Source organism: Pseudomonas sp. FG98, assembly GCF_057808595.1.
This window is the reverse complement of record NZ_JBMDIJ010000010.1, coordinates 20534-33973: the sequence shown is the minus strand read 5'-3', so window position 1 is coordinate 33973 and position 13440 is coordinate 20534. Positions and strand designations below refer to the sequence as shown.

Sequence of the window (13440 nt, the reverse complement as noted above, 5' to 3'; positions counted from 1 at the left end):
CTCCTTACGGCTTGGACGTGTCGTCGGGTTTGGGCAGGACGAGGGCGTCCGATGGGATCAGCTGCTTCTTGTTACCCGCGGTGTCCATGATGAACACCTCCACCTGGCGCACGGAGATCTTGATGTTGTGCGCCTTGAACTCACGGTTGATATAGCGGTTGAGCTCGTCGAGGGTCGGGTTGCGGTCGCCGAGGTCGCGCACGTGCATGCGCAGCTCATGGTCCAGCGAGCTTTCGCCGAAGTTGAGGAAGTACACGATCGGCTCCGGATCCTTGAGCACCCGCGGGTTTTCCCGGGCGCCCTTGAGCAGCAGCTCGCGCACCAGGTCGAGGTCCGAGCCGTAGTCGATGCCGAGCTTGAGGGTGACCCGGGTGACCGTATCGGTCAGCGACCAGTTGATCAACTGGCCGGTGATGAAGGTCTTGTTCGGGACGATGATGTCCTTGCGGTCGAAGTCGGTGATGGTGGTGGCGCGGATGCGGATCTTGCTCACCGTGCCCGACAGGTTGCCGATGGTGATGGTGTCGCCGATCCGTACCGGGCGCTCGAACAGGATCATGATCCCGGAGATGAAGTTGGCGAAGATCTCCTGCATGCCGAAGCCGAGGCCCACCGACAGTGCGGCCACCAGCCACTGCAACTTGTCCCAGCTCACCCCGAGGGTCGACAGGGTGGAGACGAAGCCGACCCCGACGATGATGTAGGAGAGCAGGGTGGTGGTGGCGTAGGCGCTGCCCTGGGCCAGGTCGAGCTTGGACAGCACCAGCACTTCCAGCAGGCCCGGCAGGTTGCGCGCCAGGGCCAGGGTGATGCCGACGATGACCAGGGCGCCAAGCAGGTCGCCGAGGCTGATCGGCACCATGCTGGCGGTGGCGCCGGTGCCGCTGGTGTATTCGTACAGGGTGAAGTTGTTCAGGTACGAGAACACGCTGATCAGGTCGGACCAGACCCAGTACAGGGCGACCAGGAAGCCGCCGAGCAGGGCCAGGCGGATCAGGCGCAGGGATTGCTGGTTGACCTGCTCGATGTCCAGGGTCGGCTCTTCCACCGGCACTTCGCCGTCCAGCCCTTCCTTGGCCTGCTGGCGCTTGGCCAGGGCGCGCTGGTAGGCCAGGCGCCGTGCGGCCACGGCCAGGCCGCGGACGAAGGTGGCTTCGATCACCAGCCAGAACATCAGCAGGTACAGGGTGTCGATCAGGCGGTCGGTGAGTTTCAGCGCGGTGTAGTAGTAGCCGAAGCACACGGCGACGAACAGGGCGATCGGCAGCGCGGTAAAGGCCACGCCCACCGCCTTGCGGAACAGCGAGGTGTTGCGGTGGGTCGGGCTGCTCAGCAGCAGGCGGCTGAGCAGCCAGGCCATCAGCGCGTAGCAGGCCAGCACCACGCCGATGCCGAGCACGTCGTCGGCCAGCGCCGACGGCTGGTGTTCGGCCACCGCGACCACGCCGACCAGGGCCAGCACCACCGCACCCAGGCGGCGGATCCAGCGACGCAGGAACTCCACCTGCGGCTTCTGCCAGCGGAAGTGCAGCTCGGCCACGCCACCCGGGGCCAGTACCCGGTAAGCGGTGTAGAACACCAGCCAGGCCTGGGCGATCTGCCATAGGGCGGCGCCGAGGTTGGCGTTCTGCCCGCGGGCGTCGATCTGCAGGGCGTAGCTGCACAGGGCCAGGAGCAGGGCCAGCGGCAGGGCCAGGAGGATATTGATCAGGATCGCCTGGGGCGTGTGCCACTGGCTGTCGCGCTTGAAGTGACCGACATCGCTGTGCACCTTGCGCAGCTGCGTGTACAGGTAGGTGCGCCGCCAGAGCAGGGCGCCGATCATCAGCAGCAACGGCAGGAACAGCAGCGGTCGCTCCAGCAGGCCGTCGGCCAGCTCGGCGATGCCCGAGCCCCAGGGCAGGCTGGTGACCTGCTTCTGCAAGCGATCGGGCATGGTCCGCAGCCATTCCAGGTCCAGCGGCTTGTTGCTGGGGATCCAGAACATCTGCTCGTCGAGGGTCGCGCGCAGGTTTTGCGCGGTGCTGACCAGTTGCTTCTGGTTCAGTTGCAGGGTGATCGATTCGTTGAGCAAGGCGCTCAACTCGCGGTTCAGCCGCTCCAGCAGGTCGGCGCGGGTGATCGCCACTTCCAGCAGGGCCTTGCGCAGTTCCGGGGTGGCCTGGTCGGCGGTCTGGTTTTCCAGGAGCTTGTCGACGTACTGGCTCGGGCTGCTGATCAGCTCGCGCTGCTGGTTGACCTCGAACTGGTACAGGCGGATATCGGCGATCTGGTCGGCCAGGTCGCGGTCCAGCTTCAGGTGCGGCAGGGCCTGCTTCTGTTTGTAGAGGATCTTCGACAGCAGCAGGCTGCCCTTGAGCACGTTGATCTGCTCGTCCAGGGCCTGGTCGGCCTGGGTCAGGCTGTCGAGTTGCTGCTTGGCCTTGAGGTTCTGCTGGGTGACTTCGTTGAGACGGTCGGTGCTGCGCAGCAGGTAGTCGGAGAGCTTGAGGTTGGCCGCGCTTTCGGTGGCCAGGAGGGTGCTGCCACCGGCCTTCTGCGCTTCCAGGGACTGCTCGGTGACAGTCTTCTGCGACTGGGCCAGGCGCTTTTCGTTGATCAGGGTCTGCAGGTCCTGGATTTCCTGTTCCAGGCGCGCGGCGCGTTCCATCAGCAGGTCGTGCTGGGCGTTGCCGAGGTCTTGCAGCAGGCTGTTGCCGGCCAGTTCCTGGCGGCGCAGCAGGGTCAGGGCGTTGAGCGAGGCCAGTTCGGCGTTGAGCTGGTTGCGCTGGTCGGCGGAGAGGGCCTTGCTGCCGTCCTTGCCGAGCTTGAGGGTGGTGTTGATCTGCTGGGTGCGGGTCTGGTTGATGCCGATCTCGGACTGCGCCCGTTCGGGGCGGGTCTGGGAATTGATGATCAGGCTGTTGGCTTCGGACAGGGATTTTTGCAGTTCGCCCTGTTCGGTGGTGCGTTCGGAGAGCAGTTGCTCCAGCTGCGGCACGCTCTGGCTGGCGTAGCGCTGGGCCACCGGCGCCGGCTTGGTGGCCAGCAGGCGGGCCAGTTCGCGCTGGCTCTCGGTGGTCAGTTTGGGCGCGTCGGCCAGTTGCTGCTTCAGCGCGGCGAGGCGCTTGCTGTAGTCATCACGGCTGGCGAGGAAGCCGAGGGTCTGCTCCAGCACCTGTTGCAGCGCCTTCTGGTCGGCTTCCGGCAGCTTGCGGTCGGCGATCTTGTCGAGGCTTTGCTGGACGCTCTCGGTGCTGGGTGGCTCCGCGGCGAAGGCGGAGGTGAACGACAGGCACAGCCCGAGAAGGGCTGTGCAGGCAAGTGTGCGCAGGGACATAGGCAGAAAGTTCGTACAACCGCAGAGGAAGTTGGAATGAAGTTTAGAGGAACAACCCAGGGCCTGGACGGCTACCTTCGGGGAATTTGATCCCCACTTTCTGAATCTTGTTCCCTTCCATAAGTGCAACAGTCCATGTCGTGTTGTTCCACTCGATCTGGTCACCGACGACTGGCGCGCCCCCGACCTTCTGCTGGATGAAGCGGGCCAGCGGCATATGCGGATCCTGGCCGTCCAGCTGCAGGCCGTACAACGCGGCTACGGCGCCCAGTTCAGCGTCACCTTCGAGGACGAAGTCGCCGAAGAAGCGCAGGTCCAGGCCACGTTGCGGCGCCTGGCTGAACAGCTTGCCGAGGGCCGGCAGGTTGTGTTCGTGGCCGATCACGCAGAGCAGATCGCCCACTTCCAGCACCGTACTACCCGACGGATGGAGCAGTTGCTGGCCACGGAACAGGGCGGCGATACGGGTGCCTTCGGGCATTTTCAGCTCGCGCAGGGCAGCGCCGATGCACCATTTCTCGGCGCCGAGGCGATAGACGAACAGCTCCCACTCGCTGGTGACATGGACTTCCAGGGCCGAACGGGAGATCGGCGCCGGGTCCGGCGGTACGGTCACTTTCAGCAGACGTGCGACCCACGGCAGGCTGGTGCCCTGCACCAGCAGCGAAACCAGCACGATGAAGAACGCCAGGTTGAAGTACAGCTGGGCCTGGGGCAGCCCGGCCATCAACGGGAACACGGCAAGAATGATCGGTACCGCGCCGCGCAGGCCGACCCAGGAAATGAACGCCTTCTCGCGGCCGTGGAAGGCCTTGAATGGCAGCAGGCCGGCAACCACCGACAGCGGCCGGGCGACGAGGATCATCCACAGCGCCAGGGCCAGGGCCGGCAGGGCGATCGGCAGCAGGTCGTGGGGGGTGACCAGCAGGCCGAGGACCAGGAACATGCCGATCTGTGCCAGCCAGGCCATGCCGTCGAGCATATGCAGCATGCCGTGGCGGCTGCGGATCGGCCTGTTGCCGAGGACCAGGCCGAACAGGTAGACGGCGAGGAAGCCGCTGCCGTGCAGGGCGTTGGTCAGGGCGAAGATGACCAGGCCGCCGGCGATCACCAGGATCGGATACAGGCCGCCGGCCAGGTTCATGCGGTTGACCAGTTGCAGCATCAGCCAGCCGCCGCCAAGGCCGAGTACGCCACCGATGCCGAACTCGCGCACCAGGTGCAGCAGCAGGCTCCAGTGCAGGCCGGTCTGGCCGCTGGCGATCATGTCGATCAGGGTCACGGTGAGGAACACCGCCATCGGGTCGTTGCTGCCGGATTCGATCTCCAGGCTGGCACTGACCCGTTCGTTGAGGCCCTTGCCGCCGAGCAGGGAGAACACCGCAGCGGCGTCGGTGGAGCCGACGATGGCGCCGATCAGCAGGCCCTGGATCAGGTTCAGGTCGAACAGCCAGGCGGCGGCCATGCCGGTCAGGCCGGTGGTGATCAGCACGCCAACGGTAGCCAGCGACAGCGCCGGCCACAGTGCCACGCGGAAGCTCGCGACGCGAGTACGCATACCGCCGTCGAGCAGGATGACGGCGAGGGCGAGGTTGCCGACCAGGTAGGCGACCGGATAGTTGTTGAAGATGATGCCGCCACCATCGACCCCGGCGACCATGCCGACGGCGAGGATGATGACCAGAATGGGGATGCCCAGACGCGACGACAGCGAGCTGACCAGGATACTTGCGCCTACCAGCAATGAGCCGATGAGGAACAGGCTGTTGATGGTGCTCGCATCCAAAGGCAGTACTCCGGGGGGACATCGCGGAAAGGAGACCTGATTGATAAGCAGGTCGCGTGCCAACCGATTCTAACCTGATGAATTGGCAGGCTGTAAAGCGTTTCCGCAGATGTAAAAAAGGCACCTGGGTCAGGTGCCTTTTGATGTGTTGCCTGTGCTGGCCTCATCGCCGGCAACGCCGGCTCCCACAGTGACCGCGTGCACCGCAGAACCTTGTGGGAGCTGGCATTGCCAGCGATTAGGCCGGCACTGCCACCATCACACTTCGCGCATGGCCTTGCCCTTCACCGGCGCACCATTGGCGACATAGTACTTGGCAGTACTACGCGCCAGCGGCTGGCGATTGCGGATCTTGTCGGCGATTTTCTCGGCGATCATGATCGTCGTTGCGTTGAGGTTGCCGGTGATGATGATCGGCATGATCGACGCATCGACCACCCGCAGACCTTCCATCCCGTGCACACGGCCCTGGCCATCGACCACCGCCATGTCGTCCTCGCCCATCTTGCACGAGCAGGACGGGTGGAACGCGGTCTCGGCGTGTTCGCGGATGAACTTGTCCAGCTCTTCGTCCGTCTGCACGTGCTCGCCCGGGCTGATCTCGCGGCCGCGGTAGGCGTCCAGCGCCGGCTGGGCCATGATTTCGCGGGTCAGGCGGATGCCGTCGCGGAATTCCTGCCAGTCCTGCTCGGTGGCCATGTAGTTGAACAGGATGCTCGGGTGCTGGCGCGGGTCGCGGGACTTCAGCTGGATCCGGCCGCGGCTTGGCGAACGCATCGAACCCATGTGTGCCTGGAAGCCGTGTTCCTTAACGCCGTTCGAGCCGTTGTAGTTAATCGCCACCGGCAGGAAGTGGTACTGGATGTTCGGCCATTCGAATTCCGGACGGGTACGGATGAAACCGCCAGCCTCGAACTGATTGCTCGCGCCGATGCCGGTGCCGTTGAACAGCCATTCGGCACCGATGGCCGGCTGGTTCCACCACAGCAGCGACGGGTACAGCGACACCGGCTGGGTGCAGGCGTATTGCAGGTACAGCTCCAGGTGGTCCTGGAGGTTCTCGCCGACGCCCGGCAGGTCATGCACTACCGGGATGTTGAAGCTTTCCAGCAGGGCGCGGGCGCCGACGCCGGAGCGTTGCAGCAGTTGCGGCGAGGCGATGGCGCCGGAGCAGACGATGACTTCCTTGCGCGCACGGGCTTCGACGCGCTCTTCGCTGGAGCCGACCAGGTAGGTCACGCCAACGGCACGCTTGCCTTCGAACAGCACGCGGTCGGTCAGGGCGTGGGTGACGATGGTCAGGGTCGGACGCTTCTTGGCAGTGTCCAGGTAGCCGCGAGCGGTGCTGGAGCGGCGGCCGTTCTTGGTCACGCTGCGGTCCATCGGGCCGAAGCCTTCCTGCTGGTAGCCGTTGAGGTCTTCGGTGCGCGGGTAACCGGCCTGCACGCCGGCCTCGACCATGGCGTGGAACAGCGGGTTGTTGCCGGCTTTGGGCGTGGCCACGCTGACCGGGCCTTCGCCGCCGTGGTAGTCGTTCGGGCCGATGTCACGGGTTTCCGCCTTGCGGAAATACGGCAGGCAGTCGAGGTAGGTCCAGTCTTCCAGGCCTGGCAGCTTGGCCCAGCCATCGAAGTCCATGGCGTTGCCGCGGATGTAGCACATGCCGTTGATCAGCGACGAGCCACCCAGGCCCTTGCCGCGACCGCATTCCATGCGGCGGCCGTCCATGTGCGGCTCCGGATCGGTCTCGTAGGCCCAGTTGTAGCGGCGGCCCTGCAGCGGGAAGGCCAGGGCGGCGGGCATCTGGGTACGGAAGTCGGCGCGGTAGTCCGGGCCGCCGGCTTCCAGCAGCAGGACGGTGACGCCTTCGTCTTCGGTCAGGCGGGTGGCCAGGGTGTTACCGGCCGAGCCGGCACCGACGATGATGTAGTCGAAAATATGCGAGGACATGTTCTGTTCCCTCTTGGGCGGGCAGGTGGGAAAGCGGGGAGGCGCCCGGTCGGCAGGGACCGGGCGCGGCTACAACGGGCGGCTTAGAACACCGAGTTGTAGTTGCCCAGCTCGACCTGGACCGACTTGATGCGGGTGTACTGGGCCAGCGAGCTGACGCCGTTCTCGCGGCCGACGCCGGATTGCTTGTAGCCACCGACCGGCATTTCCGCCGGCGACTCGCCCCAGGCGTTGATCCAGCAGATACCGGCTTCCAGCTTGTGGATGATGCGGTGGGCGCGGGCGATGTCGTTGGTGCACACGCCGGCGGCCAGGCCGTATTCGGTGTCGTTGGCGCGGCGGATCACTTCTTCTTCGGTTTCGTAGCTGAGGATGCTCATTACCGGGCCGAAGATCTCTTCCTTGACGATGGTCATGTCGTCGCGGCAGTCGGTGAACACGGTCGGCGCAACGAAGGCGCCCTTGGCGAATTCACCTTCGGTCAGACGCTCGCCGCCGCACAGGACGCGGGCACCTTCTTCCTTGCCCTTGGCGATGTACGACAGGACGCTTTCCATGTGCGGGAAGCTGACCAGCGGGCCGAAGTTGGTGTTCTCGTCTTCCGGGTTGCCGACGCGGATGCGGGCGACACGTTCAACGATCTTCGCTTCGAAAGCAGCTTTCATCGATGCCGGAACGAACACGCGGGTGCCGTTGGTGCAGACCTGACCGGAGCTGTAGAAGTTGGCCATCATGGCGATGTCGGCCGCTTTATCCAGGTCGGCGTCTTCGCAGATGATCAGCGGCGACTTGCCGCCCAGTTCCATGGTCACTTCCTTCAGCGACGAGCTGGAGGCGCTGGCCATGACCTTCTTGCCGGTGGTGGTGCCGCCGGTGAAGGAGACTTTCTCGATGCGCGGGTGCTCGGTCAGCCAGGTGCCGACTTCGCGGCCGCTGCCGGTCAGGACGTTGAACACGCCGTCCGGCAGGCCGGCTTCGGTGTAGATCTCGGCCAGTTTCAGGGTGGTCAGCGAGGTGACTTCGCTCGGCTTGAAGATCATCGCGTTGCCGGCGGCCAGGGCCGGGGCGGATTTCCACAGGGCGATCTGGATCGGGTAGTTCCACGCGCCGATACCGACGGTGACGCCCAGCGGCTCGCGGCGGGTGTAGACGAAGGACGATTCGCGCAGCGGGATCTGCTCGCCTTCGATGGCCGGGATCAGGCCGGCGTAGTACTCCAGCACGTCGGCGCCGGTGACGATGTCGACGTAGCGGGTTTCCGAGTAGGACTTGCCGGTGTCCAGGGTTTCCAGGGCGGCCAGTTCGTCGTTGCGCTCGCGCAGGATGTCGACGGCGCGGCGCAGGATGCGCGAACGCTGCATGGCGGTCATCGCGGCCCAGACTTTCTGGCCGCGCTCGGCGCTTTCCACGGCGCGTTCGACGTCGGCCTGGGTAGCGCGTTGCACATGGGCGAGGACTTCGCCGTTGGCCGGGTTGATGGCTTCGAAGGTGGCATCGCTGCCAGCGTCGACATAACCACCATCAATGTAGAGTTTTTGCGTTTCGAAACGGGCCATAGTGTCCTCGCAAGTGCAATGTGATTTGGCTAGCCGGCGGTCGCTCCCGAATGCTTGCGGGAGGCGGTGCGCGGGGTGGCAGAGGCCTGGGTCTGTGTGTCCGGGCTCGTCTGTTTCGCCAGTTGTAGATCCATGTATTCGTAAGCGATTTGCTGCGCCTGGTTGGTATCGAAGGCGTCTCCCGACAGCGCACCGCGCAGCCACAGACCGTCGATCAACGCTGCCAGGCCGCGGGCCGCGCTGCGTGCTTCGGGCAGCGGCAGGGCACGGCGGAACTGGCAGCACAGGTTGGAATACAGGCGGTGATCGTTGATCCGCTGCAACCTGTGCAAGGACGGCTGGTGCATGCTGGTGGCCCAGAACGCCAACCAGGTTTTCATTGCCGGGCCGTTGACCTGGCTGGCGTCGAAGTTGCCTTCGATGATCACCTGCAGGTGGGCGCGCGGGCTGTTGTCCGTGAGTGCCTGGCGACGGGCGGCGACGCCCTCGCTCAATACCGTCATCAAATACTGCATGGTCGCTGCGATCAGGCCGTTCTTGTCCCGAAAGTAGTGACTGATGATGCCATTCGACACACCGGCCAAACGGGCGATCAGCGCAATGCTGGCGTCCCCCATGCCGACCTGGTCGATAGCCGTCAAGGTGGCTTCGATCAACTGCTGGCGGCGAATGGGTTGCATACCGACCTTGGGCATCTTGCAAATCTCCTCAGGCCTGCGAGCAGACGACAAGCGGCTGACTCGGCGAAGGCCAGTCTATTTTGTTTTGATTGAACGTTCAATCAACAAAGAATAAGCTCTGCGACAATTTGTACCATTGACGGGATTTTGGGCCGGTCAGCGGACACGAATTGGCACCCCGAAAAGACGTTCACCCCCGTAAAACAAGGTTGTTTCACGCGCACAGACGCAACGTTGCACAAATCCTGCCCACGCCTGGAACCGCGTGGCAGAGCCCTCGAGCCGGGGCTTTGGATTGGTGTTCAACGGCATTCGATTAGGGATCACGGTTTTTCAAGGTGCTTTTATAACACCTGTCGCAATAGGGCTATTGCACCAATTGCGCGGGTGGACAGGTCGTTTCACTTTTTCTCACGCACCGCCTGGAGCATCCGTGCAATGAGTTCTGCCTCCCTGATAAAGACCCCCGCCGAGAGGGTCCGGGTCAACAGCGTGGTGTTTTTCACCTCGACGCTGCTGATCCTGTTGTTGACTGCCTTGCTGATCGCAGTTCCCGAAACCGCCGGCCAAGTGCTCGGCCAGGCCCAGGCCTGGCTGTCGCGCAGCTTCGGCTGGTACTACATGCTGGTGATCGGCGGCTACCTGCTGTTCGTCATCGCCATCGCCTTCTCCCGCTACGGCAACCTCAAGCTGGGCGGCAAGGACGACAAGCCGGACTTCAGCTACGGCGCCTGGGCCGGCATGCTGTTTTCTTCGGGCATCGGTATCTCGCTGCTGTACTTCGGCGCGTCCGAGCCGCTGGATCACTACTTCAACCCGCCTGAAGGCGCCCCGGCCAGCCTGGAATCGGCGCGTCACGGCCTGCAACTGACCTTCCTCCACTGGGGCCTGCATGGCTGGGCGATCTACGCCCTGGTCGGCCTCGCCGTGGCTTACTTCGCCTACCGTCACAACCAGCCGCTGGCCCTGCGCTCGGCGCTGTATCCGCTGGTCGGCGAGCGTTGGGTCAAGGGCGCGGCCGGGCACATGGTCGATATCTTCGGCATGTTCGTGACCCTGCTCGGCCTGGTGACCAACCTCGGCATCGGCTCGATGCAGGTATCGTCCGGCCTGGAATACCTGTTCGGCATGGAGCACAACAACACCAACCTGTTGATCGTGATCCTGGTGATGAGCACGGTGGCGACCATCGCCGCGGTGTCCGGTGTGGAAAACGGCATCCGCCGCCTGTCCAACCTGAACATCCTGCTGTTCAGCGGCCTGCTGCTGTTCGTCCTGCTCAACGGCCCGACCCTGCACCTGCTCAACGGCTTCGTGCAGAACATCGGCGACTACCTCAACGGCGTGGTGCTGAAGACCTTCGACCTCTACGTCTACGAAGGCGACGGCGCCAAGTCCGAGCGCTGGCTGGGCCTGTGGACCGTGTTCTACTGGGCCTGGTGGATTTCCTGGGGCCCGTTCGTCGGCATGTTCATCGCGCGGATTTCCCGTGGCCGTACCGTCAAGGAACTGGTCGCTGGCGTCCTGCTGATTCCGCTGGGCTTCACTCTGGCCTGGCTGTCGATCTTCGGTAACACCGCGCTGGACCTGGTGATCAACCAGGGCGCCGTGGAACTGGGCCGCACGGCCCTGGAACAGCCGTCGATGTCGATCTACCAACTGCTGGAGCACTTCCCGGCGGCCAAGATCGTGGTCGGTGTCGCGGTGTTCGTCGGCTTCGTGCTGTTCCTCACCCCGGCCGACTCCGGTGCAGTGATGATGGCCAACCTGTCGTGCAAGGGCGGCAACGTCGACGAAGACGCGCCGCACTGGCTGCGGATCCTCTGGTCGGCAATCATCACCCTGGTCACCGTCGGCCTGCTCTTCGCCGGCAACTTCGAAGCCATGCAGACCATGGTGGTGCTGGCCGGCCTGCCGTTCTCGGTGGTGCTGGTGGTGTTCATGTTCGGTCTGTACAAGGCTATGAAGCAGGATGCCCAGGTCGAGCAGGAGCAGGCCGAACTGGCCGCCCGTGGTCGTCGCGGCTTCAGCGAGCGCCTGAGCCAGCTGGATTTGCAGCCGACCCAGGCGATGGTCCAGCGCTTCATGGACAAGCAGGTCAGCCCGGCACTCAAGGAAGCTGCCGAGCAACTGCGCAGCATGGGCCTGGAAGTGGAAACCCGGGTGGGTCAGTCGCGTTCGTCGATGGGCCTGCGGGTGACCATGGAAGAGGGCAACCCGTTCGTCTATGAAGTCAGCCTGGACGGCTACCTCGCCGCGCCGAGCGAAGCGCCGGTGGAAGGCGAAAGCGACGTGCGCCAGCGCTTCTACCGCGCCGAGGTGTACCTGCACAACGGCAGTCAGGAATACGACCTGATGGGCTTCACCCCGGACCAGATCACCCGGGATGTGCTGGATCAGTTCGAAAGCCACCGGCAGTTGTTGGGTCGGGTTTACAGCTGATGTGAAGAAAGGGCCGATTCAGGCCCTTTCTTTTTGTGTTGGTGCTGCTGGCCTCATCGCCGGCAACGCCGGCTCCCACAGGGATTGCGTGCACCGCAAAATCTGTGGGAGCTGGCATTGCCAGCGATGAGGCCAGTGAACCCAGAAAATCATTCAGAGCAGCACCCGGGCTATGCCCTCCTGAATCTCCAGGCGAGTTTCATAGCCCCGAGACAACGCCGCAAACCGCTCCAGAATCCCCACCGCCTGCTCCCCCTCGGCCAGCCTCGGCCGCCCGCGCCGGTGAATCGCCTCACCCAGCCCCAAACTCACCGGATGCAACTCGATCCCGGTCAGCTTCCTCCCCTCGAACGTGCACACCGGCACGATGCTCTCCCAGAACCGCGAATCCGACGGGAAGCTGCGGGTGTCGTTGCGCGTGCGTTGCAGGAACACCTTCGATGGCGTCTGCTGCCGGTCCACGCGGAACTGGTCATAACTGTCCACCGGCAACCGTTCGACCAGCTCGTTCTGCCCGATGAAATTGCCCAGGCTGTAGAAGATCGGCTTGCCCTGGTACAGCTCCATGCCGCGCAGCAGATGCGGACCATGGCCGACCACGATATCGACCCCGGCATCGATCAGCCTGCGCGCCACCGGCTGGATGAATTCCGCCGGCGCTTCCAGGTCCCATTCGCCCTGGTCGTTGTAGCCCAGTTCGTGGGCATGCAGGCTGACCATGACGATGTCCGAGGTCAGCCGCGCTTCCTCGACCCAGCGCAGGATGCCGTCCATGTCCTTCTTGCGCGCCAGGGTGCGCAGGCGAGTGTGCGCGCCTTCGCGGAACAGCAGCGGGGTGAAGGGGCCGAACACCTGCAACGACGGGTCGGGCAGGGGATGGGCGAAGCCGAGGTCGACCGCGCCCTGGTACAGCCTGTCCAGGCCGAGGTCGGCGATCAGCCGGCGCACCTGCTCCATCTGCTCGGTGCTGACTTCGTGCAGGGTGTCGTAGCCCAGCGGGTTGAGGCCCGGGCGGCCGGGCATGTCGCGGCTCTGGTCGCTGGCTTCCTGGCCCTTGCCGTAGGTGGAACTGCACGCCAGCAGGGCCACGGTGCCCGCCGGCTTGGTGCAGTACACCGGACGCCGCGCTTCTTCCAGGTTGCGCCCGGTGCCGGCGAACAGCAGCTCGCGCTTGCGCAGTTGTTCGTGGGCCGCGTGCAGGCCGCTGATGCCGTAGTCGAGGCTGTGGTTGTTGGCGGTGGAAAACAGGTCGAAACCGCCCTCGACCAGTTCGTCCAGCACCCAGGCCGGTGCGCCGAAATGCGAGCCGCCGCTTTCCAGGGCCGGGTCGCCAGCGAAGTCGTTGGGCAGCACTTCAAGGTTGGTGAAGCTGACATCCGCCGCGCGGATCAGGTCGAACAGCGGGCTGACGGTCTGGTCGGCACGGCTGTGCAGGCGGCGTTGCAGGATGCTGTCGCCGGTCAGGGCAATTTTCATGGGGGATCTCGCCAGGGAGGAAACTGCCGGGACTCTAGGGCAAGCCCCGCCGCGTCCCGTACTGAATCCGCTTCATCGCCATAGCCTGCGGTTATCGGCCCGGCGCCACCTGTGCATTTGGCTATGGGCATCACTTTTTTTCAGAGGCCGGCGTTGTGACTCGCTGCTTACCATGCATCCCGCCCGGCGTCCGGCAACGGCGCGCCGCGGGGATGGCTTTCACATGAACAG

At 64.4% G+C, this 13440-nt stretch carries 7 protein-coding genes; 1 reads left to right on the top strand and 6 read right to left on the bottom strand.

Going from position 1 to position 13440, the window contains the following annotated elements; genetic code table 11:
• Positions 1-4: 4 nt before the first annotated feature.
• From mscK to betI, 5 genes are all read right to left on the bottom strand, one after another.
• Complete coding sequence (mscK, locus tag ACODSK_RS09680) at positions 5-3319, bottom strand: mechanosensitive channel MscK (RefSeq protein WP_489015661.1); 3315 nt, start codon at positions 3317-3319, stop codon at positions 5-7.
• A gap of 43 nt (positions 3320-3362) precedes the next feature.
• On the bottom strand, positions 3363-5105 hold the full coding sequence (locus tag ACODSK_RS09675) for a potassium/proton antiporter (protein WP_489015660.1): 1743 nt from the start codon (positions 5103-5105) through the stop codon (positions 3363-3365).
• 258 nt (positions 5106-5363) lie between these two features.
• Positions 5364-7055 (bottom strand): choline dehydrogenase, encoded by a 1692-nt coding sequence (gene betA / locus ACODSK_RS09670; protein WP_489015658.1) that lies wholly within the window; start codon positions 7053-7055, stop codon positions 5364-5366.
• Between the two features lie 83 nt (positions 7056-7138).
• A complete protein-coding gene (gene betB, locus ACODSK_RS09665; RefSeq protein WP_489015656.1) occupies positions 7139-8611 on the bottom strand; it encodes a betaine-aldehyde dehydrogenase in 1473 nt (490 codons plus the stop codon).
• Between the two features lie 29 nt (positions 8612-8640).
• Positions 8641-9306: a transcriptional regulator BetI gene (betI, locus tag ACODSK_RS09660; protein ID WP_489015654.1), complete on the bottom strand. Its 666-nt coding sequence runs from the start codon at positions 9304-9306 to the stop codon at positions 8641-8643.
• A 480-nt stretch (positions 9307-9786) separates the two neighbouring features.
• Here betI and ACODSK_RS09655 point away from each other — a divergent pair, with 480 nt between their 5' ends.
• On the top strand, positions 9787-11733 hold the full coding sequence (locus tag ACODSK_RS09655) for a BCCT family transporter (protein ID WP_489015803.1): 1947 nt from the start codon (positions 9787-9789) through the stop codon (positions 11731-11733).
• A 153-nt stretch (positions 11734-11886) separates the two neighbouring features.
• Here ACODSK_RS09655 and ACODSK_RS09650 read toward each other — a convergent pair whose 3' ends face one another.
• Positions 11887-13209: a CapA family protein gene (locus ACODSK_RS09650; RefSeq protein WP_489015652.1), complete on the bottom strand. Its 1323-nt coding sequence runs from the start codon at positions 13207-13209 to the stop codon at positions 11887-11889.
• Positions 13210-13440 lie beyond the last annotated feature (231 nt).